The following is a 23,260-nucleotide window of genomic DNA, read 5'->3' as shown; positions in this document are numbered from 1 at the left end:
AAGTTTCAATAAACCTTATTTCGTTACTATAATCTTCTGATAAATCTGAAGCCCATCTTTTTGTCCACTCACAAAATAAATTCCTTTTGCAAGATCACTGATGTTTACTTCATGATTATTGGTTGCAGACAGATTTATCACTCTAATGAGTTGACCGAGTTCATTTACTAAACTCAATTTTAAATCAACCTTACTTTGAATAGTAAACTTACCATCATTCGGATTTGGATAAATGCTTATTTCGCTATTTAAACTACTTAATTCATTTAATCCAGAGCAGTTTGATATTTTTACTTGAACAGTTGCGGTACTACTACAACCGTTATCATCTGTTCCTGTTACTGTATAGTTTGCAGTAGTGCCAGTTGGAGATACCGTAATAGTTGGCCCTGTCATGGTATTGTTCCAGGCGTAACTGGTAGCTCCGGCCGCTGTAATTCCAACAGATTCTTTTGTGCAAATAAGTGTTCTTGCAGGAACAGCAGTAATGGTAGGATTGTAATAAATACCCAAAGCAATGGTTTGTGTTGCAGGACAAATTAAACCAACAGAATTGCTATTGGCAGTAAGAGTGAATACAGATGCTACAGTAAGCGGTATTTGTAAAATTTGATTGGTAATTGGAGTACCGCTACCTGTATGCCAGTTGTATGTACCCAAAACGCCGTTACCCGCGGTTAGATTAATTAGTCCGCCAGAACAAGTGTTTGTGCTACCATTAATTGTAAGTGTAGGAACAAAAACGTTTACCAATACTGTTTGGGTGTTTTTACAACCTGTATTAGAGTTTGTTCCTTCAACGGTATACATAACAGCACTCGAGGTAAGTGCAATTGGATTTACAACAGCTGCCTGAGTTAAAACATTGTTGGCATTTGCATCCCAACTGTATGTGCTAGCTCCAAGAGCCGTTAAAGTGGCAGCGCCGCCAGAACAGATCAAGGCTTTATTTGATGTTACCGTTAAGTTAGGTTTTGCATAAACTAAAACAACCTGACTAGCACCAGAAGTACAACCAAAAGAATTATCACCTGTTACATTATAAGCAGTAGCCGTTGTTGGTGTATCAGCAATACTAGCTCCGTTAAAAATACCACCACCGGTAGCAGTCCAAGTATAATTAATTCCACCACTTGCATTAAGGTTAACGGTTTGACCTTCACACAATGAAGGTGTGCTCGCTGTAGCCGTAATTGTTGGATTTGGATTTGCATTTAAAAACACCGTGGTTGTACTAATACAAGTTCCATCAGAAGCTGCTACAGAATAAACAGTAGGCGCAATAGGACTAACAACAGGACTGGCACCAGTAAAAGTATAAGTTGGAGGTCCAGGAGAGGTCCACATATAAGTTAGCGCACCACCAATTGCAAGTGTTGCAGGTGTTAGCGCACAAACCACAGTAGGAGTTACAATCGCAAAAACAGTTGGTAAAGGATTTGTTTGCACAGAAAGTACTTGAGTGTTAACACACGAAGAATTTGCTTTTGTAATGGTATATGTTGTGATTCCTAAACCTGGCGTCACAATAAAATTGGCTGTATTTACAGTTTGCGTAGTACTTGACCAAGTGTAAGAAAGAGCACCCGTTGCAGAAAGGGTAGAAGAACCCCCAATACAAACTAAACCGGGATTTGCGGTAGGTACATTAATCGGTGTTGGATAAACCGTAACCGGCATCGTAGCAAAGGCTGTACAGCTTAAAGCACTTGTTCCAATAACGGTATAAGTGGCTGTTATAGCGGGCACAAAGCCAACGCCATTGGTAATAGGGCCAGAGCCACCAGACCACGCGTAATTGGTTGCATTACCAGTTGCTGTAAGTGTTATACTACCGCCCGCACATAATGTAGAAGTACTGGTAACAGGATTAACCGTTGGAAAAGGATGAACTGAAACTGAAGTCACAGCCGTTGTTGTTCCACAACCATTCACACCACTCACGGTGTAACTCACTGCTGAAGTGGGTGAAAACACCACGCCATTTGTTACAGGAATTGAACCCCCAGACCAAGAGTAATTCAGTGCACCACTTGCAGTAAGCATGACTGTTTTTGTAGGACAAATACCACCGCTTGCACTCGCTGTATTAGCTACTGATAAAACGGGAATGGATCCGTTTACTGTTATTGTAATTACTGCAGAGCTTGTACAATTAGAAGGACTTGTTGCAGTTAAACTATAAACAGTATTAGACAAAGGAGAAACAACAATTGAAGACGTACTTGCGCCAGTGCTCCACGAATAATTACTGATTGCATTGGTGATTAAGGTAGCCGAATTACCGCTACAAATTGCATTGATACTACTGCTGGTTAAACTTGAAAGTGAAATATTGCATAATTCTTTAATAATTACCATCCCGTTTCCTGTAACATTGGGTCTGGTCACAAAACCGGGTTGACCATACATGATAGTTGTAGCACTTGTTACTCCACCAATGTAGCCGGAACCGCCGCCACCGCCGCCACCTTGAGTTGCACCACCACCACCGCCATACCAGCCGCCGCCACCGCCGCCGGCAGGAAAAACGTTGCCTGATATACTCCCTCCATCTCCACCAAGACCAAAACTACCGGCAACTCCTATACTGGTGGTGGCATATATGCCACCTGCACCGCCTGCGCTTTGCGTTCCTCCTTTACCGTTGTGGTTAACTTGCGAAGTTCCTAATATACCATCTTGACCTGATAAAGCACCGCCATTACCACCAATTCCAAGAAAACCTGCACTATAAGCACCGCCACAGCCGCCGCCGCCGCCGGCAACAATTATTCTATTTGAATAAATAGTATTTTGAGTAGTTCTGACATCTGAGCCTCCTCCTCCTCCTCCTCTGTAACTGGTATTTGAAGAACCGTTAAAACCACCCCCGCCGCCATTCCAACCACCAGCTGCTGTAACCACTACGGCACCTGCAGTATTTGTCGTTTGACCTTTTCCTCCAACATATATGTATAGTGTTGTGGGTGAAGTTACAGCGTAAACGCCCTTACTATAACCACCTTTACCGCCAAATATGGATACACTTACATCTCCACCATCTCCACCATCTGCTCCCCAGCATTCTATTGAATAAGAACCTGCCAGAAGGGCTAAGGTTTGCGTACTTCCTGTAAAATTGAAAGTGTATGTTGCTTGCGAATAGGCCGCAGCCGAAAATACGGTGAATGCAAGTGCAAACAATACTTGTTTTGTGCTCGATAATAATTTGTAAATTTTTCTTTTCATGATATTTTTTCTTGGACTTAAATACAATAAGATGACTAAAGTTATTACATTTTACTTTAATAGACTATTGATTTTTGATAAAAATTTTCTTGTTCTGGTTTGTTCTTAGCACTTCGGATTAACATATTCTGAAAACAGTTCCCATAAAAAAACCTCCTAAATCGGAGGTTTTTTTATTTAGCTTTCTAAAGCGACTTATTTCGTCACCACAATTTTCTGATAAATCTGACTTGAATCTTTTTGTCCACTCACAAAATAAATTCCTTTTGCAAGATCACTGATATTTACCTCATGGTTATTGGTTGCAGACAAATTAATCACTCTGATTAATTGACCAAGTTCATTTACCAAACTCAATTTTAAATCAGCGGTGCTTTGAATCGTGAACTTACCATCGTTAGGGTTTGGATAAATGGTTATTCCGTTATTTAAATGCCTTAATTCATTTAATCCAGCGCAGCTTGATATTTTCACTTGAACAGTTGCGGTACTACTACAACCGTTATCATCTGTTCCTGTTACTGTATAATTGGCAGCAGTGCCGTTTGGAGACACTGTAATGGTTGGCCCTGTCATGGTATTATCCCAAGCATAACTTGAGCCTCCGGCTGCCGTAATTTCAACAGATTCTTTTACACAAATAAGCGTTCTTGCAGGAACAGCAGTAATGGTAGGATTGTAATAAATACCCAAAGCAATGGTTTGTGTTGCAGGACAAATTAAACCAACAGAATTGCTATTGGCAGTAAGAGTGAATACAGATGCTACAGTAAGCGGCATTTGCAGAATTTGATTGGTAATTGGAGTACCGCTACCTGTATGCCAGTTGTATGTACCCAAAACGCCGTTACCCGCGGTTAGATTAATTAGTCCGCCAGAACAAGTGTTTGTGCTACCATTAATTGTAAGTGTAGGAATAAAAACGTTTACCAATACTGTTTGGGTGTTTTTACAACCTGTATTAGAGTTTGTTCCTTCAACGGTATACATAACAGCACTCGAAGTAAGTGCAATTGGATTTACAACAGCTGCCTGAGTTAAAACATTGTTGGCATTTGCATCCCAACTGTAAGTGTTAGCTCCAAGAGCCGTTAAAGTGGCAGCACCGCCAGAACAGATCAAGGCTTTATTTGATGTTACCGTTAAGTTAGGTTTTGCATAAACTAAAACAACCTGACTAGCACCGGAAGTACAACCAAAAGAATTATCACCTGTTACATTATAAGCAGTAGCCGTTGTTGGTGTATCAGCAATACTAGCTCCGTTAAAAATACCACCACCGGTAGCTGTCCAAGTATAATTAATTCCACCACTTGCATTAAGATTAACGGTTTGACCTTCACACAATGAAGGTGTGCTCGCCGTAGCCGTAATTGTTGGATTTGGATTCGCATTTAAAAACACCGTGGTTGTACTAATACAAGTTCCATCAGAAGCAGACACTGAATAAACTGAAGGCGCAATAGGACTAACAATAGGACTAGAACCGGTAAAGGTATAAGTTGGAGGTCCTGGAGACGTCCACGTATAAGTTAGAGCACCACCAATGGCAAGCGTTGCAGGTGTTAGTGCACAAACTACGGTAGGAGTTACAATCGCAAAAACAGTTGGTAAAGGATTTGTTTGCAGTGAAAGTACTTGAGTGTTAACACACGAAGAATTTGCTTTTGTAATTGTATACGTTGTAGTTCCCAAAACTGGAGTGACAATAAAATTGGCTGTATTTACAGTTTGCGTAGTACTTGACCAAGTGTAAGAAAGAGCACCCGTTGCAGAAAGGGTAGAAGAACCCCCAATACAAACTAAACCGGGATTTGCGGTAGGTACATTAATCGGTGTTGGATAAACCGTAACCGGCATAGTAGCAAAAGCTGTACAACTTAAAGCACTTGTTCCAATAACAGTATAAGTTGCCGTTAACGGGGGGGTGAACCCCACACCGTTAGTGATACCGCCAGCACCGCCAGACCAAACATAATTGGTTGCGTTACCCGTTGCAGTTAAAGTGACACTACCGCCAGCACATAAAGTAGAAGTGCTTGTTGCAGGATTAACCGTTGGAAAAGGATGAACTGAAACTGAAGTCACAGCCGTTGTTGTACCACAGCCATTCACGCCACTCACAGTATAACTAACTGCTGAAGTGGGAGAAAATACAACACCATTGGTTACTGGAATAGCTCCACCAGCCCAATTGTGAACCAAAGCACCATTTGCTGTAAGCATAACTGTTTGTGTTGGACAAATACCTCCACTTGAACTGGCTGTATTTGCAACCGTTAAAACAGGAAGAGATCCATTTACTGTTATGGTAATGGCAGCATATGCTACACAGTTTGAAACACTGGTTGCACCCAAAGAATAAGTAGTTGTAGTTGTTGGAGAAACCACAACAGAAGAACTGCTTGCGCCTGTGCTCCACGAATAATTACTTACAGCGTTAGTTGTTAGAGTAGCTGAATTACCATTACAAATAGCATTGATACTGCTGCTGGTTAAACTTGAAAGGGAGATGCCACATAACTCTTTAATAAGTACCCTACCATTTCCTATAAGATCTGGATTGGTCACAAAACCAGTTTGACCTGACACAACAGTTGTGCCATTAGTTACACCGCCAATGTAACCTGAACCGCCGCCGCCAGAGCCTGCTTGATAACCGGTACTGCCCACCCATCCTGAACCACCACCATACCAACCACCACCGCCGCCACCAGCACCGGAACCACCTCCAGTTGTATTACCATTCGCTGTACTGTTATATCCACCTGCTCCAAAAATGCCCTGTAAGGGAACTCCGGCAACAGCGCTTCCGTTATCGCCACCACCACCACCAGCAAGTTGTGTTCCTCCCTGACCGTGTCGCCCTTGATAACTGCTAGATACGTTTTGAAGACCAGATACTCCTCCTCCATTACCACCGTTTGAATTATATGATGTATTGGTACTGATATAGTTACTTTCACCTGCGCCGCCACCGCCACCGGCAACTATACGAACTGCTGATTGGCTACTCACTAAAGCACCTAATGTTCCTGTTGCCGTTGCAACGTGTGAAGCTCCACCGCCACCTGCACCGCTGGATTTACCAGAGGCAGTATTTACACTTCCATAACCGCCACCATTATACCCGCCTGGAGCAGTCACATTAAGTGTGCTAGTCGAATTACTTCCTCTACCGCCTACATTCACATAAATAGTCGCTGCACTTGCGAGAGTATATATGCCAATGGAATATCCTCCTTTGCCACCGTTTTGAAAATATGTAGTGCTACCATTGCCTAAATTATCGCCACCATCAGCTCCCCATGTTTCTATGGTGTAAGTACCTGCCTGAAGGGCTATGGTTTGTTGACCTCCAGTGTAATTGAAAGTGTACGTTGTTTGTGAGTGTGCCACACCCCAAAATACGGTCAATGCAAGTGCAAACAATACTTGTTTTGTGCTCGATAATAATTTGTAAATTTTTCTTTTCATGACATTTTTTCTTGGACTTAAATACAATAAGATGACTAAAGTTACTAAATTTTGCTTTAATGGACCATCGATTTTTGATAAAAATTCTCTGCCTCACGTTTGTTTTAATTACTTCAGATTAACACATTCTGAAAACAGTTCCCATAAAAAAACCTCCGATTTAGGAGGTTTTTTTATTTAGCTTTCTAAAGCGACTTATTTCGTTACTATAATCTTCTGATAAATCTGAAGCCCATCTTTTTGTCCACTCACAAAATAAATTCCTTTTGCAAGATCACTGATGTTTACTTCATGATTATTGGTTGCAGACAGATTTATCACTCTAATGAGTTGACCGAGTTCATTTACTAAACTCAATTTTAAATCGGCATTCGTTTGAATAGTAAACTTACCATCATTCGGATTTGGATAAATGCTTATTTCGCTATTTAAACTACTTAATTCATTTATTCCAGAGCAGTTTGATATTTTTACCTGAACCGTTGCGGTACTGCTACAACCGTTATCATCTGTTCCTGTTACTGTATAATTTGCAGTAGTGCCAGTTGGAGATACCGTAATGGTTGGTCCTGTCATCGTATTATTCCAGGCGTAACTGGTAGCTCCGGCCGCTGTAATTCCAACAGATTCTTTTGTGCAAATAAGTGTTCTTGCAGGAACCGCAGTAATGGTAGGATTGTAATAAATACCCAAAGCAATGGTTTGTGTTGCAGGACAAATTAAACCAACAGAATTGCTATTGGCAGTAAGAGTGAATACGGATGCTACAGTAAGCGGCATTTGCAGAATTTGATTGGTAATTGGAGTACCGCTACCTGTATGCCAGTTGTATGTACCCAAAACGCCGTTACCCGCGGTTAGATTAATTAGTCCGCCAGAACAAGTGTTTGTGCTACCATTAATTGTAAGTGTAGGAACAAAAACGTTTACCAATACTGTTTGGGTGTTTTTACAACCTGTATTAGAGTTTGTTCCTTCAACGGTATACATAACAGCACTCGAGGTAAGTGCAATTGGATTTACAACAGCTGCCTGAGTTAAAACATTGTTGGCATTTGCATCCCAACTATAAGTGTTAGCTCCAAGAGCCGTTAAAGTGGCAGCACCGCCAGAACAGATCAAGGCTTTATTTGATGTTACCGTTAAGTTAGGTTTTGCATAAACTAAAACAACCTGACTAGCACCAGAAGTACAACCAAAAGAATTATCACCTGTTACATTATAAGCAGTAGCCGTTGTTGGAGTATCAGCAATACTAGCTCCGTTAAAAATACCACCACCGGTAGCAGTCCAAGTATAATTAATTCCACCACTTGCATTAAGGTTAACGGTTTGACCTTCACACAATGAAGGTGTGCTCGCTGTAGCCGTAATTGTTGGATTTGGATTTGCATTTAAAAACACCGTGGTTGTACTAATACAAGTTCCATCAGAAGCAGTCACTGAATACACGGAAGGAGCTATAGGACTAACAATGGGACTGGCACCAGTAAAAGTATAAGTTGGAGGTCCGGGAGATGTCCATGTATAAGTTAGCGCACCACCAATTGCAAGTGTTGCAGGTGTTAGCGCACAAACCACAGTAGGAGTTACAATCGCAAAAACAGTTGGTAAAGGATTTGTTTGCACAGAAAGTACTTGAGTGTTAACACACGAAGAATTTGCTTTTGTAATGGTATATGTTGTGATTCCTAAACCTGGCGTCACAATAAAATTGGCTGTATTTACAGTTTGCGTAGTACTTGACCAAGTGTAAGAAAGAGCACCCGTTGCAGAAAGGGTAGAAGAACCCCCAATACAAACTATCGAAGGGTTTGAAGTTGGAGGATTGACAGGTGTTGCATACACTGTAACAGGTATAGTAGCCGACGCAGTACAACTCAACGCACTTGTTCCAATAACCGTATAAGTTGCCGTTAACGGAGGGGTGAAACCCACACCGTTAGTGATACCACCAGACCACACATAATTAGTTGCATTACCAATTGCTGTAAGTGTTACACTGCCACCAGCGCATAATGTAGAAGTACTGGTAACAGGATTAACCGTTGGAAAAGGATGCACAGAAACAGAAGCTGCTGCGGTTGTTGTTCCACAAGCATTGCCACCTGTTACTAAATAACTGGCTGCTAAGGTAGGAGAAAAAGGAATGCCGTTTGTTACCGACGTAGTTCCACCTGTCCACGTATATGTTGTAGCGCCGCTTGCTGTAAGATTAACAGTTGAATTAGGACAAATACCACCACTATTAGCAGTATTAGTAACTGTTAAGGTTGGTATTGCAGAATTTACATTTATTGTAAATGTTTGTGTTGTATAACAAAGTGAAGGGCTTGTAGCTCCTAAAGTATATATGGTTGTAATTGTTGGAGAAACCACTATTGATGAACTAGTTGCACCTGTACTCCACGAATAATTACTTATCGCATTAGTCGTTAGGGTAACTGAGTTACCCGCACAAATAGCAGAATTTGCATTAACTCCGGTACCATTTACAGCAATTGAACACAATTTGGTAATCACAACAACACCATCACCGGTTGTTGTAACAATAGTATTGGTTTGATTAGTTCCTGAATTAAAGGAGCCGCCACCGCCTCCACCTGCGTATGGATTGGTGCTGTTGGTTCCGCCACCAGAGTAACCGCCGCCACCGCCGCCATTTCCACCTTCCCAGAATCCAGCGCCGCCGCCGCCAAATCCACCTAAACCAGCAGTACCATAGTTACCGCCGCCACCGCCATTCATAAAAGCCAATCCAAAACCAGTTGTTGAACCGCCAGTGCCATTTGTTGTAAAGCCACCACCAGCGCCACCACCAGTTCCAGTTCCACCAGTTCCGTTAACACCTCCGGCACCCATGCCATTTGCGCCGTTGGTTGCTGTTGTAGTTATAGATGCATTAAGACCATTCCTTTGGGTTCCGACGCAACCACCTAGGTTACTTGTGCCACCACCACCACCACCAGCAACAACCATTGCCACACTGGCGCTTGTTGTTACATAGCTGCCACCACCGCCGCCACCATCTTCACTTGAAGTGGAAGGTGAACCCGCTTGACCTACTAATATTTTAATAACCTGACCGACAGTTAAATTAAACTCACCATATATGTAAGCTCCTTTTCCACCAGGAGTTATACATCCTGAGATAGGTGAACCACCCGACGCTCCTATACTTCTAATTCCATACATGCCAGTAGCAGGTACTGTCCATTGCTGCACACCATTACCTATCACTGTTACACTTCCATTTAAATTTGTAGTTGAATAAGCAGTATTCACCTGCAATTGACTAGGGCCTGTCTGCCCAGTTTTACCACAAGGCGTGAAGGTATAGTTTACTTGTGAAAAAGAAGTTAGAGAGCAGAGCATTAAGAATAATGCAAATAGACAAAAATTGCTTTTCATGTAGGTTAAACGCCCTAAAACTGAAGGTAAATTTATATAGCTTTTCATTGTTTAAAAAAAATTTAATGAGTACTACAAATCTATATTTTTTTTTGGTTTAAAAACTATTAATTATTAACACCAACCCCTTGCAGTTCTTTGTAAAGAGAAAGGGCAATTAAAATTATATTGCTATTCCATTTAAACGATTAATACCTTGCGTCGACTTTAAGATCCGGCTTTTATCTAAATTCTTTAAAATGTATAAAACTCACTCGGCAATCAAAAAAATCTAGTAAATTAAATAGGATGTTTTCGACTAATTAAAAAATAAATTCTTAATACTTGCAAGTAAAATGATTTAATATAAACTAATTGATTTATTGTCATTTTGTCATTATTTAGCCTCTTGGTATTGTTTTTGCAAAAGAAGAGATACTTAATATTTAAAACATGAGCACAAAAGGAAAAATTAATGTACAAACGGAAAATATTTTCCCAATTATAAAGAAGTTTCTTTATAGTGACAATGAGATTTTTTTAAGAGAATTGGTAAGTAATGCAGTAGATGCTACGCAGAAACTCAAAGCACTCGCAAGCATGGGTGAGGTGCAGGGAGATTTGGGCGATATTAAAATTGAAATTGAAGTTGACAAAAGTGACAAGACCATTACCATTAAAGATAAAGGTATAGGTATGACAAAAGAGGATGTTGAAAAATACATTACTCAAATTGCTTTTAGTGGGGCTGAAGAATTCGTTAATAAGTACAAAGATAAAGTTGACAAAAATGTTGTTATAGGACATTTTGGCTTGGGCTTTTATTCAGCCTTTATGGTTGCAAAAAAAGTTGAAATTTTTTCTCTTTCATATAAGGAGGGATCAAAGGCTGTTCGTTGGGAATGTGATGGAAGTCCTGAATATCAAATTGAAGAAATTGAGAACAGGAAGGATAGAGGAACAAATATCGTACTTCATATTGCTGACGATTGTGAGGAATATCTTGAGAAATTCAAAATTGACGAATTACTTACCAAATACTGTAAATTTTTACCAGTTGAAATTAAATTTGGCACACGTAAAGACCGCGTTACGCCTGAGTTAAAAGAAGGGCAAAAACCAGAAGATGTTAAGCAGGAAGAGATAGAGGTTGATAACATTATTAATAATCCAACACCAGCTTGGACAAAAAAACCAGTTGATTTAACAGACGACGATTATAAGAGCTTTTACCGTGAATTGTATCCGATGCAATTTGACGAACCTCTTTTTTGGATTCATTTAAATGTTGACTTTCCTTTTAATCTTACGGGTATTTTATACTTCCCTAAACTTAGCAATAAGCTTGAAATGCCTAAGGATAGAATTCAACTCTATTCAAATCAGGTGTTTGTAACAGATAATGTTGAGAATATTGTACCAGACTTTCTTACTTTACTACGTGGTGTTATTGATAGTCCGGATATTCCTTTAAATGTTAGCAGAAGTTACCTTCAAGCGGATGGCAATGTGAAAAAGATCGCGAGTCATATTACTAAAAAGGTAGCAGATAAATTAGAAGAACTTTTTAAAAAGGAACGCGCTGATTTCGAGAAAAAGTGGGATGACATAAAAATATTTGTACAGTATGGAATGATTAGCGACGAAAAATTTTATGAAAAAGCCATAAAATTTGCACTGCTTAAAACAACCGATGGCAAGTTTCACACCTTTGAAGAATTTGAAAATAAAGTAAAAGCTCTTCAAACAAATAAAGACAAAAAGATTGTGTATTTATATGCAACTAATGTAGATGAGCAACATGCGTATATTGATGCTGCAAAGAGTAGAGGATACGAAGTATTGTTAATGGAAACCATGCTTGACCCACACTACATCAATCAATTAGAAGGAAAATTAAAAGATATTTCTTTTGTCCGTGTAGATTCAGATACAATTGACAAGTTGATCAACAAAGAAGAAAATACGGTAAGTAAAATTACAGAAGATCAACAAAAGGAATTGCAACCGATCATCGAACAAGCTGTAAACAAGGAACAATTTCATGTTGTGTTTGAAAATTTAAGCGAGAAAGATTCTCCAATGCTCATTACACGTCCAGAGTTTATGCGTAGAATGAAAGACATGAATCAAATGGGTGGTGGTTCTATGGGATTTTATGGAAGTATGCCTGATATGTACAACCTTGTTGTAAATTCAAATCATCCGTTAATTACGAAGATTCTTGCAGAAGCAAATAAGGAAAAACAAACAACCTTAGCCAAACAAGCAGCTGACCTTGCACTCTTATCACAAGGCTTATTAAAGGGAGAAAAACTTACCAATTTTATTAAGCGTAGTGTAGAGATGATTTAGAGTAGTTCTGAATTACATGATCCGTTTATTGTTTTTAACAGTAAACGGATTTTTTGTTTAAAGAAGTTTTATGTTGGTGATAAAGTAGAAATAATTTTGAATAGCATTATTTCTGATCAAGAGTTAAAAGACCTTTATTTACACGTTGCACAAGGGTTAGTGCTATTTTTGAAAAATGTTTATCAATTATTTTTTTTGGATTATTTAAGGCTGGATCAAACTCTTCTTCAATCGTGCCGGAATTAATTTCGTTGCCATTGTATGTGTATACAGTATAGTGTACAACAATTTTTCTGTTAGGGTTTCCTAATCCCATTTCCACAGGATCTTTAGAGCCACTGGCCAACATGTCCAACTGATTAATAAAAACAAAAATATCAGTTTTGTATTTGGTATAAAGTGCAGGAACAACCTTGGGGCTGGTAATTCTTGTTTCCATAAAACGTTTGTCGCTGTTAGTCTCAACAATTACTTGTCCCTTTTCAATTTTTTTTTCTTGTTTTTCTTTTTTAGGAACCTTGTAATTAGTTTGATCAGGAACTTTTAAATACTCATAACTCAAGTATTGGTATATCCCAGTAAGGTCTTTTTTATACTTTACAGTATCGTCCATTAAATCCACAACATTGTATTTGGCTGTTTTAAAGGCTTTATACAATTGTTCATTTAATCCATCTCTGAATTTATGACGAATTTCTTTCGAAGATAATTTAGTTTCCGCATTAATGTTTCGATCTATTTCTCCAAGATATAACTTGGGCAAAAAGGGAATGATCATCGCTTTGTGTGCGGCAACAGATTCTCTTTCAGTTGTTTTTTTCTGACTGATCGTAGACTCTTGCGCGCTTAAGCCAATTGTTAAGACGAGAAAACTAAAAATAATACACGAACATCTCATTTTCAGTAATGGAATAAGTTAACCTATTTAATTTCTGAGCCAGTCGGTATTGGCATAAACCATAAGACCTAACACAATAAATAAGCCAACATTGTTAGCATAATAAATAACTTGATCAGAGACTTTTTTTCCTGTAATCATTTCCCATAAAATGAACATGATATAACCTCCATCTAACATTGGAATAGGAAGGAAATTCATAAACGCAAGTGCTAAAGACAGGAAGCCGGTAAACATCCAAAATTGCTGCCAGTTCCAATCAGAGTTCATTTGTTGAACCATAGTGTAAAAACCTCCTACTTGCTGATGAGCATCTTTAACAGTAAATAAAACCACAAACTGTTTTGCTTGCATTACTATTAATTCGGTACCGTCTTTAATGCCTTGCACAAAAGCTTGCGCAACACTAAATTTTTGTTCATCTACCTTTATTTCCGTCATCGGTACTTGATAGATACCTAAAATCCCAGTCTCAGCTACTTGACAGCTTGTACGAATAGTGTCCGATCCTCTTAATAAACTGATTTCAATTTTTTTACCCCTGTTTTGAACTACTTGTTTTTTGTATTCATCAATAAAAGTAACAGCAACATTATTTATTGCAATGATCCTATCATTTTTTTTAATGTCTGCATTGGCAGCAAAACTTGCGTTATCAACCGAATCTACTCTAGGAATATAACGAGCGGCAACAAAGTTTGATTTCTTCATCCGTTTTAAAATCCTTCCACGATCGTCGTTGTTAACTGGAATTGAAAATTTTTCACCTGTTGCATGAATTCCTTCAATGGTGTTGATTCCATTCATTATAATTTCAACAGGAATGCGATTTATCGAACGCACAGGTTTTCCATCAAGTGAAGTAATAAAATCGCCGTTGCGTAAACCTAAATTGTAAGCAGCACTGTCAACCATTAAACCATGTGGAATGTTAGTGATAGGTAGAGTTTCTTTCCCGTAAGCAATAAGTGCCATCCAAAAAATAAAAACACCAAGAATAAGATTTACTAAAATTCCGCCCATCATAACCAGTAAACGTTGCCAAGCTGGCTTACTACGCAATTCCCAAGGTTGTGGTGGAGCATCTATTAAACTTTTATCCATTTGCTCATCCACCATGCCAGCAATTTGAACATAGCCACCAAATGGAAACCATCCTAAGCCGTATTCGGTATCACCAATCTTTTTTTTCCAAAGTGCAAAGTTCATCACTGATGCAAATGGAAACAAAAAGTCAAAAAATAAATAGAATTTATCCACACGACACTTGAAACGTTTTGCAAACCAAAAATGACCGAATTCGTGAAGCGTAACTAAAATGGTTAAACTGAGAAAAAGCTGAGCTATTTTTATGAACATAGTATAAGTTAAATTGTAAAGACGTCGTAATGCAATTTATTTTATTTACGAGCAGCGTAAAATTAATGTTTTTTGACTGATTTGCACGGAATTACTTCTCTTTTAAAGAATATTATGATTTTAGATCAATTCTGTCGCCAAAATCCTCGCTTCTCTATCGCTGTCTATGTATTGCGAATACCCAGGCGATTTAATAAAAGCCACTTTTGATAAGGTTTTTTCAATAACACTACTCATTTCCAAAAAACCAATTTTATCCTCCAAAAAGGCCTGCACAACAATTTCATTAGCCGCATTTAAAACACAGGGCATGTTACCGCCTTTTTTAATGGCTTCAAAGGCAAGTCCCAAGTTGGGAAACGCTTCCATATCTGCTTTTTCAAAAGTTAGATTCGGATAGTTAAGAAAATTGAATCGAGGAAAATTATTTTTTAAACGTTCAGGATAAGCCATGGCATATTGAATTGGTAATTTCATATCTGGCAAACCCATCTGCGCCTTCATGCTACCATCTTCAAACTGAACAAGACTGTGCACAATGCTTTGGGGATGCACAATCACATCAATTTGATTTACTTCTAAGTTAAATAGCCACTTTGCTTCAATTACTTCCAGTCCTTTATTCATAAGACTTGCAGAGTCGATAGTGATTTTAGAGCCCATCACCCAGTTAGGATGTTTTAAAGCTTGTTCTTTTTTTACGGTCTCTAAAAATGATTTGTCTTTACCTCTAAACGGACCACCGCTAGCTGTGAGGTAAATTTTTTCTACTTTATTTTCCCACTCACCAGCAAGACATTGAAAAATAGCCGAATGTTCGCTGTCAACGGGATAAATATTTACGGCATTGTCGAGCGCAAGTTTTGTTACCAACTCGCCCGCAACTACCATCGTTTCTTTATTGGCCAGGGCAATTTGTTTTTTATGTTTAATGGCATTGATGGTACTTGCAAGCCCCGCATATCCAACAATACTGGCTAACACAAGATCAATGGTTTCCATCTCAACAATTTGTTCAACAGCTTTTGCACCAGCAAATACTTTTATATCGTGAGGAATTAAGGCTTCTTTTACTTGCGCGTATTTTGATTCGTCACCTATCACAACCGCATTGGGATTAAGTTCTAATGCTTGTTTAATTAATAGATCTGCATTTGAATGGGCTACTAAAACTTCTGTTTCAAAGCATTCTGAATGTTCTTTAATAACTTCAAGGGCCTGTGTTCCAATACTCCCTGTACTTCCAATAACGGCAATGCGTTTTTTGTCTTTCATTGGTGCAAAACTGAGCATTATTTCTGTTACTCAAAATATTTTTTTGCACAATCCATTTACACAATGTACTTTTGCGGCGTCTTAAGGGGTGCTTTAAGAAATTAAAAATTAAAAGTCGGAAAATGAAAAATTACTATAATCTTTCATTTTACATTCTTCATTTTACATTTTTAATTTCATAAGGCTGAGATTAAACCCGTTAACAGTTAAATGACCAACATTTGCTGTTAAACACCTGATCACGGTAATTCGTGCGGAGGGAAAACTAATTAAAAGTTGATACACCCCTGTATCAATATGTTTAATTAAAAAGAAAATAAAAAAATGAAAAACAAAAAAATCGCAAGGGCTTTTTTCGCCGGCGCATTCGTTTGCTCTTTGAGTGTGAAAGCTCAATTATCGCTTTCAGGGCAAGTAAAAACAAATAACGGAGAACCAATTCCTTTTGCCATTGTAGGACTAAAAAACACGCAATTAGCAGCTACCGCAGACGCTGATGGTAACTTTAAATTTAAAAATCTAGAAAACGATGTCTACATTCTCGCAACTAAAAGTGTGGGGTATTTAGACGGGATAGATACAATAAATATTATTGCAAACGCTGAGTTTAACCCAGTGTTAATTGCTTCGAACAAAAACTTAGATGAAGTTGTTGTGAACGCAACCAGGGTAGACAAAGGCAATGGAATGGCATATAATAATATTGATTCAGAAACCCTGAAAAAACAAAACACGGGGCAAGACGCACCTTACATGTTGAATCAATTATCAAACGTGGTAGTAAATTCAGATGCAGGAAACGCTGTCGGATACACAGGTATTAGAATCAGAGGTTCCGACGCAACACGTATAAATGTTACAATTAACGGCGTACCAATAAATGATGCTGAATCGCAAGGCTCTTATTTTGTTGACATGCCAGATCTGGTTTCAAGCACCAATAATATTCAAGTACAGCGCGGTGTAGGTGCGTCAAGCAACGGAGCAGGTTCTTTTGGGGCAACTATTAATTTTCAAACAAACGACTTGAAAGACAAGTCTTATGCAAATGTGATTTCAACAGCTGGCTCATACGGAACCCTTAGAAATACACTTGCGGCTGGCACCGGACTCTTAAATAATAAATTTACTTTAGACGCGAGAGCATCCAATATTTCGAGCAACGGTTACATTGATAGAGCTAAATCAAATTTGCAGTCGTATTATATAGCAGCCGGTTATTATGGTAAAAAATCAGTTTTAAAATTTATTAATTTTCTAGGGCAGGAAAAAACTTATCAAGCTTGGTATTACGTGCCTGAAGATTCTATAAAGAATGGAAATCGCACCTATAATCCTAGCGGTGAATATTACGATGCTACTGGTGCATTGCAGCATTACAAAAATGAAACAGATAATTATAAACAAAATAATTTTCAATTGCATTTTATTCACCAAGTGAATTCAAGAATGAATTTTAATATTACAGCCCACTATACAAAAGGGAAAGGTTATTACGAACAATATAAAAACCCAGCAAAAGAAGCTTTAGTAGGAGGCTCAGGGGCAAAACTTTCAAAGTATGGACTAGAAAATGTAATTATTGGTGACGATACCATAAGAGAAACAAATTTAATTCGCCGCTTATGGTTAGATAATGATTTTGCTGGAGCAATTTGTAATTTTAATTATACTGCCAATTCTCGGTTATTGTTCACATTAGGTGGTGGTTACAATACTTATTTTGGAAAGCATTTTGGAAGAGTGATGTGGGCACAATATGCCTCTAACGCGGAAATTGATCATCAGTACTATTTGGATGTTGCAAATAAGAATGACGCAAATGCTTATTTAAAAACAAATTACAAACCATTTTCTAACCTGAACGTTTTTGTGGATTTACAGGCGAGGCAGGTTGATTATACTTTTGTTGGATTCAATGATCTTTTAGAAGAAAAAAAACAAATCCAGTCTTACACTTTTTTTAATCCTAAGTTTGGTTTGAGCTATGACGCTAATAAAAATTTAAATATTTACGCTTCACTTGCGTTTGCAAACAAAGAGCCTAATCGCGACGATTTTGTTCAAAGCAGTCCTCAAAGTCGTCCAAAACATGAGCAATTAATGGATATTGAAGCTGGAGCTCACTACACAAAGAAAAAAATAACGCTCTCGGCAAATTTTTATAACATGCAATATAAAAATCAATTGGTTCTTAACGGTCAAGTTAACAATGTTGGTGCTTATAATAGGGTTAATGTTGCAAGCAGTTATAGACGAGGTGTTGAAGTGGAGGTGAATATTAAATTGAACAAATACTTGGCCTTAGGTGCTAACTTAGCTGTATCACAAAATAAAATCGCAAAGTTTGTTGAATACATCGACAGCAGCAATGCAGATTATTCTATTAGTACTCAATACAAAAATGAGTATAGAAACACAGATATTTCTTTTTCTCCAAATACCGTTTCTTCTTTGGTACTCACTATTAAACCGCTTAAAGGCCTGGAAATATCTTTAATTGATAAAAATGTGGGGCTGCAATATCTGGACAACACAACGAATGTAAAACGCAGTATAAAGCCTTATAATGTTTTAGATGTCAGATTAAATTACACAATCAAAACTAAATTAATACCCGAAATTGGGTTTATGTTAAGTGTTTACAATGTGCTTAATACCAAATATGAAACGAATGGTTATACATATAGTTACTATACCGACGCAAAGCTTTATACTTACAACTATTTTGCCCCATCTGCTCCACTTAATTTTTTGGGTGGAATAAGTTTGAAGTTTTAATGACTAAAAACTGGTTAGTGCTTGCGTTTCTTAGCGAACTGATTAAATAAAAAAATCCCGGTAAATAATTTACCGGGATTTTTTTGTGAAGTAATACTGTAATTAGAAAATGGATCCTATTACATGCATTAATTTTTCAATCTGACTATGCCATAATAATTTCGCAGATTCACGGTCACCAACTGATTCAGCAAAATCTGTAATAATAAGAGAAATGTCATTGGTTAAATCATCACGTTGAATTCTAAATTCAAAATAACTACCATCTGTTTTATCTACCCATTGAAACCGCACCAATTGTAAATCCACAGTCTTCAATAAACGTGCTTGTTGCAATTGATCGTCCCAAATAAAAGTGTAAATACCGTTGCGAATATTTAAATCATCACAAAACCACTCTGAAAGCCCACTCGGCGTTGATAAGAACTCATAAAGCATTTCTGCTGAAGAGTGAACTACAAATTCGAGTTCAAATTTACCATTTGGTTCTTTTTCAGGTTTAATCGCATAAGAATCTGTTTTCTTAACGGGATTTGTAATGGAGTGCGAAATAGATGCGATTTTAGAAAGAGAAATTTCATTTTTTTCCTTCACAGGAATTGTATTAGTGATAGCAAGTACCTCGTTGGATTTTCTTTCAGCTTCTTGTTTTTTTAAACTAAGTTCTTCCGCTTTTCTTGCCTTTTCAATTTGAGCAGCAGTTTCTTTTTTTGGTGCTGGTGCGGCCTTAGTCTCAATTTTTTTGGAAGCAATGGGTTTCGCCAATTCTTTCTTGGGTTCCACCTTTTTAATAGTTTTAGCAATTGGTTTTTTGCCGACAGTTTTAGGGACTGTTTTTTTGACTTCCTTTTTCTTTACTGGAGCTACTTTTTTTAATTTAACTGGAGCAGATACCTTTTTAGGCTTAGTATTTTTTGATACACTTTTAGGAGAAATCTTAACTGTAGTTTTTGACTTTGATGCTTTTGCTGGAGCTTTTTTCTTTGCAACAACTGGTTTAGCAGCTTTTGAGGACGATTTTTTAACAACTGGTTTAGTTTTCACACCTGAGGTGGACTTTTTAATAGGCTTAGAAGGAGTTTTGGCCGCTTTCTTTTTTGGGGAAGGTTTTGCAGCCTTTTTGAGAGGCTTTTTAACAGGACCTTTTTTTGCAGTCTTCTTAATAACCTTTTTCGTTTTCGACATACTCTCTAAAATTTTGTGAAATATATAAAAAAATTACATCAAAGCAAATTAAATCCTTCAAAAAAATGTTTGGCTAATGCTCATGTTTGTTTTATATTTGCAGCCCGAAAACGGCGGGGTAGCTCAGATGGTTAGAGCGCAGGATTCATAACCCTGAGGTCGGGTGTTCGATTCACCTTCCCGCTACTGTAAACCCTTGAAGATTAGTTCTTTAGGGGTTTTTTACTGGGTTGCATTGAGGCGTTTTAAGCGCTTAAGATATTTATAATCAACGGATTAAGTTTTTCGCTAAAAAAACTTCTATTTAAGCAATAAGTTCTGATATTTTAACTTTAGATTCAGCACTTACCAAAATATTGTTCCTGTTAATCCAACTGTTTATGGCTTGCACAAAAGCTTCGTGGTAACGGATGTGTTCCAATTTTATGGACACTGTTTTGCGATTTTTCTTTACAAAGTAAAAAATACCGTGACGGAATTCTATGAGAAGAATTTCTGAAGCGAAAAGTTTAGTGACTCTGCTTTCCATTATGAGAATATAATTCGCATAAACATTTACGAAACAAAGCCCTTTTTTATATTTTAAGTAGAGAATAACTCCTTCCGTGCCTGCAATAATTATACAAATAGGATAAATATATTTTATGCTTGTGCGCGAAGCGAATAGAAGAATAGCAAAAGAAATAAACACAGCGATTTTTAATGCTCTAAACATTATAAATTTACTGGTAAAGTATGGATAGCGCTGAACTGGTAGGGAAGCCTTATAACTGGCATTAAGGTATTCGTAACAACTTAAAAAAATGTAAGCAAGACCAACAAGACTTTGTACACCGAGCAATTCCCTTATGTTTAACCAGCCAAACATAAAATTAAAAGTCGAAAGAAATACGAGTCCAATTAAAATTAAATTTTTTCCGATTACCGCGATTGCAGAGTTCATGATATGTGGTATTAGTAAGGTAAATATAGGAATAATATTATTGCAGTATTAAATTATTCGTGAGTATTTAAAGGTTTGGATGCCCCGGGGGGTCAATAAATGATTAATCAGACCTATATTGAGGGCCAAAAATCAAGAGATTGTCCTGAACTTCTAATTTTGTGTTTTTACACTGATTATATTGATTTTTAGATTTGTGGTTTAATGAAACAAAATCTTGAATTTAAAAAGAACGTAAATATCTTTCTTAAAAGATGCTAAACAAGTATTGTCTTACAGAAATCAAATTAGTACTTTTATGAGCTATGACGTTTGTTTCTCCCTTGTTTTTATGGGCTTTAGCGGCAATCGCTATACCAATAATCATTCATTTATTTAATTTCAGAAAATACACAAAGGTCTATTTTACTAATGTTAAATTCTTAAAGGAACTTCAACAAGAAAGTAAATCAAAATCGCGATTGAAACAAATCCTTGTTTTAATAGCGAGGTGTTTTGCAATTATTTGCCTTGTTTTAGCTTTTAGTCAGCCAATTATTCAAAACGAAAACAGTCCTGCAAAAAATAATGGTATTAATGCAATTAGTATTTATATTGATAATTCTTTTAGTATGGTCAATGTAAATAAGCAGGGCCCTTTGCTTGAAATGGCAAAATCTCAGGCAAAAAACGTTCTCAAAGTGTACAGTAATGCAGATAAATTTCAAATAATCACGAACGATTTTGAAGGTAAGCATCAACGGTTTAATACAAAAGAAAATGCACTGAATATAATTGATGAGATTAAAGTGTCTTCATCCGTTCGAAACCTTTCTGATGTGGTAAGAAGGCAAGCTGATTTTTTGAATAATTCCAGTTTTGCTAACAAGAAAATTTATGTTTTTTCTGACGCGCAACGTTCTACTTTTAATTTGGAAAAAATTGGGCCAGACACTTCCATTCAAACAGCTCTAATTCCTCTTACTGCAAATAAAGTAAACAACGTATTTGTTGATACGTGTTGGTTTGAAACACCGATTCAACAAAAAGGGTTTATTCAAATTATGCATGCAAAAATCACAAACAATGGAGACAATAAAATTGATGTCAGCTCAGCAAAATTGTTTATTAATAAACAACAAATTGCAATAGCATCCTTTTCTTTAGACCCTTTTTCAGACGCTGAAATTAAATTCACATTTGAGTGCAAGGAAGGCGGACTTAACTATGGCTCAATTAAGATTGAAGATTATCCAGTTACGTTTGATAATGAATTGTTTTTTGCTTTTAATTCAAAGGTGAATGTTTCGGTAAGCTTAATAAACGGAAAGAATCAAAGTGGCACTAATTCCTTCTCTTCATTATTTAAAAACGATAGCCTTTTTAAATTTAATTCTTTTTCAGAACAAACTATTGATTATACTTCGTTTAAAACAAGCGATGTTATTATATTAAACGAATTGTCAGAATTAAGCAGTGGAATCGTCTCAGAACTTGTAAAGTTTACAAATAAGGGTGGAGCGCTTGTTATTATTCCTTCTTTAAAAATAAATTACGATTCCTATAATTTGGCTTTGGCGGCATTAAAGTTACCTGCTTTTATTTCATTAGATAGTGCGGCACTTAAAACCGATAAAATCGAAATTGCCTCAGGGTTTTATAGTGGAGTTTTTGAAAAAATAGAAGATCGGATGAATTTGCCGATTGTTAATAAGCATTACACATTTGTAAAAACTAGCAGAAGTGATTTTGAGCCCTTGGTCACTTTACAAAACGGTGATGTTTTTATAGGTAGAGCGAGACTCAACAACGCATTGGTATATTTGTTTTCGGGAGCACTAAATGACGGGGCTACCAATTTTAATAAACACGCTTTATTCGTGCCAAGTTTTTATCAGATTAGTTTTAGTAGTTTGCAGTCGGTGCCTTTATTTTACCAGTCTGGTACTAATGTGGTTATGAGTCTTAAGAACACGTCTCGTTTAAGGGAAGAGCCACCACATATCATTAAAACAGATAGCACCATTGATATTATTCCTGAAATCCGTAGTGTAAATAACAGTGTTTTTATATATACGCAAGGTCACGTGAATACTCCAGGATTTTATGAAGTTAGCCATATTGGCACTGCATTGCTACCTGTGGCTTTTAATTATTCAAGAAAGGAGTCAAACCTTAATTGTTATTCGAAGGAAGAATTAACTAAAACAATTGAAGAAAAGGGTTGGAAATCGGTTACTATTTTTAATGAAACTAGTGGCGATATCTCAAAACAAATTGAGTTAGGCGTTGAAGGGAAAAAATTATGGAAATTATTTATAATTTTAGCCTTGTTATTTATTGCCACAGAAATAGCTTTATTACGATTATTAAAATAAAATTATCAC

General features: G+C 37.2%; 11 protein-coding genes and 1 tRNA gene. 4 read left to right on the top strand and 8 right to left on the bottom strand.

Annotated elements, in window-relative coordinates; translation table 11 throughout:
• Nucleotides 1-15: 15 nt before the first annotated feature.
• The 3 genes from P2086_RS15080 to P2086_RS15070 form a co-directional block, all read right to left on the bottom strand.
• Nucleotides 16-3,231, bottom strand: coding sequence for a T9SS type A sorting domain-containing protein (locus tag P2086_RS15080; protein ID WP_317897580.1), 3,216 nt, complete (start codon nucleotides 3,229-3,231; stop codon nucleotides 16-18).
• Nucleotides 3,232-3,426: 195 nt separating this feature from the next.
• Nucleotides 3,427-6,708: a glycine-rich protein gene (locus P2086_RS15075; protein ID WP_317897579.1), complete on the bottom strand. Its 3,282-nt coding sequence runs from the start codon at nucleotides 6,706-6,708 to the stop codon at nucleotides 3,427-3,429.
• A gap of 195 nt (nucleotides 6,709-6,903) precedes the next feature.
• Nucleotides 6,904-10,167, bottom strand: coding sequence for a T9SS type A sorting domain-containing protein (locus tag P2086_RS15070; RefSeq protein ID WP_317897578.1), 3,264 nt, complete (start codon nucleotides 10,165-10,167; stop codon nucleotides 6,904-6,906).
• A 384-nt stretch (nucleotides 10,168-10,551) separates the two neighbouring features.
• On the opposite strand from P2086_RS15070, the gene htpG reads away from it, so the two are divergent.
• Nucleotides 10,552-12,453, top strand: a complete 1,902-nt coding sequence (gene htpG, locus P2086_RS15065) for a molecular chaperone HtpG (protein ID WP_317897577.1) — start codon at nucleotides 10,552-10,554, stop codon at nucleotides 12,451-12,453.
• Nucleotides 12,454-12,559: 106 nt separating this feature from the next.
• Here htpG and P2086_RS15060 read toward each other — a convergent pair whose 3' ends face one another.
• From P2086_RS15060 to P2086_RS15050, 3 genes are all read right to left on the bottom strand, one after another.
• Nucleotides 12,560-13,351: a hypothetical protein gene (locus tag P2086_RS15060; RefSeq protein WP_317897576.1), complete on the bottom strand. Its 792-nt coding sequence runs from the start codon at nucleotides 13,349-13,351 to the stop codon at nucleotides 12,560-12,562.
• Between the two features lie 27 nt (nucleotides 13,352-13,378).
• A complete protein-coding gene (gene rseP / locus P2086_RS15055; RefSeq protein WP_317897575.1) occupies nucleotides 13,379-14,710 on the bottom strand; it encodes an RIP metalloprotease RseP in 1,332 nt (443 codons plus the stop codon).
• 120 nt (nucleotides 14,711-14,830) lie between these two features.
• Complete coding sequence (locus tag P2086_RS15050) at nucleotides 14,831-15,985, bottom strand: 1-deoxy-D-xylulose-5-phosphate reductoisomerase (protein WP_317897574.1); 1,155 nt, start codon at nucleotides 15,983-15,985, stop codon at nucleotides 14,831-14,833.
• A 324-nt stretch (nucleotides 15,986-16,309) separates the two neighbouring features.
• On the opposite strand from P2086_RS15050, the gene P2086_RS15045 reads away from it, so the two are divergent.
• The gene (locus tag P2086_RS15045; protein WP_317897573.1) at nucleotides 16,310-18,766 is read left to right on the top strand and encodes a TonB-dependent receptor; all 2,457 of its coding nucleotides are present in this window, start codon (nucleotides 16,310-16,312) and stop codon (nucleotides 18,764-18,766) included.
• 102 nt (nucleotides 18,767-18,868) lie between these two features.
• Here P2086_RS15045 and P2086_RS15040 read toward each other — a convergent pair whose 3' ends face one another.
• Complete coding sequence (locus P2086_RS15040) at nucleotides 18,869-19,951, bottom strand: START-like domain-containing protein (protein WP_317897572.1); 1,083 nt, start codon at nucleotides 19,949-19,951, stop codon at nucleotides 18,869-18,871.
• Between the two features lie 112 nt (nucleotides 19,952-20,063).
• On the opposite strand from P2086_RS15040, the gene P2086_RS15035 reads away from it, so the two are divergent.
• Nucleotides 20,064-20,137, top strand: a tRNA-Met gene (locus tag P2086_RS15035).
• A 118-nt stretch (nucleotides 20,138-20,255) separates the two neighbouring features.
• Here P2086_RS15035 and P2086_RS15030 read toward each other — a convergent pair.
• A complete protein-coding gene (locus tag P2086_RS15030; protein WP_317897571.1) occupies nucleotides 20,256-20,894 on the bottom strand; it encodes a hypothetical protein in 639 nt (212 codons plus the stop codon).
• A 305-nt stretch (nucleotides 20,895-21,199) separates the two neighbouring features.
• On the opposite strand from P2086_RS15030, the gene P2086_RS15025 reads away from it, so the two are divergent.
• Nucleotides 21,200-23,251 (top strand): BatA domain-containing protein, encoded by a 2,052-nt coding sequence (locus P2086_RS15025; RefSeq protein ID WP_317897570.1) that lies wholly within the window; start codon nucleotides 21,200-21,202, stop codon nucleotides 23,249-23,251.
• The last annotated feature ends 9 nt before the right edge of the window (nucleotides 23,252-23,260 follow it).

This window comes from Aurantibacillus circumpalustris, from assembly GCF_029625215.1.
Taxonomy (GTDB): domain Bacteria; phylum Bacteroidota; class Bacteroidia; order B-17B0; family Aurantibacillaceae; genus Aurantibacillus; species Aurantibacillus circumpalustris.
The sequence above is the reverse complement of the archived record's forward strand: the minus strand, read 5'-3'. Positions and strand labels throughout refer to the sequence as shown.

Excerpts from the sequence above, each read along its gene's own strand:
- P2086_RS15080 (WP_317897580.1), bottom strand. The coding sequence starts at position 3,231 with ATGAAAAGAAAAATTTACAAATTATTATCGAGCACAAAACAAGTATTG.
- P2086_RS15050 (WP_317897574.1), bottom strand. The coding sequence starts at position 15,985 with ATGAAAGACAAAAAACGCATTGCCGTTATTGGAAGTACAGGGAGTATT.
- htpG (WP_317897577.1), top strand. The coding sequence starts at position 10,552 with ATGAGCACAAAAGGAAAAATTAATGTACAAACGGAAAATATTTTCCCA.
- P2086_RS15075 (WP_317897579.1), bottom strand. The coding sequence starts at position 6,708 with ATGAAAAGAAAAATTTACAAATTATTATCGAGCACAAAACAAGTATTG.
- P2086_RS15070 (WP_317897578.1), bottom strand. The coding sequence starts at position 10,167 with ATGAAAAGCTATATAAATTTACCTTCAGTTTTAGGGCGTTTAACCTAC.
- P2086_RS15045 (WP_317897573.1), top strand. The coding sequence starts at position 16,310 with ATGAAAAACAAAAAAATCGCAAGGGCTTTTTTCGCCGGCGCATTCGTT.
- P2086_RS15025 (WP_317897570.1), top strand. The coding sequence starts at position 21,200 with ATGACGTTTGTTTCTCCCTTGTTTTTATGGGCTTTAGCGGCAATCGCT.
- P2086_RS15030 (WP_317897571.1), bottom strand. The coding sequence starts at position 20,894 with ATGAACTCTGCAATCGCGGTAATCGGAAAAAATTTAATTTTAATTGGA.
- P2086_RS15040 (WP_317897572.1), bottom strand. The coding sequence starts at position 19,951 with ATGTCGAAAACGAAAAAGGTTATTAAGAAGACTGCAAAAAAAGGTCCT.
- P2086_RS15060 (WP_317897576.1), bottom strand. The coding sequence starts at position 13,351 with ATGAGATGTTCGTGTATTATTTTTAGTTTTCTCGTCTTAACAATTGGC.
- rseP (WP_317897575.1), bottom strand. The coding sequence starts at position 14,710 with ATGTTCATAAAAATAGCTCAGCTTTTTCTCAGTTTAACCATTTTAGTT.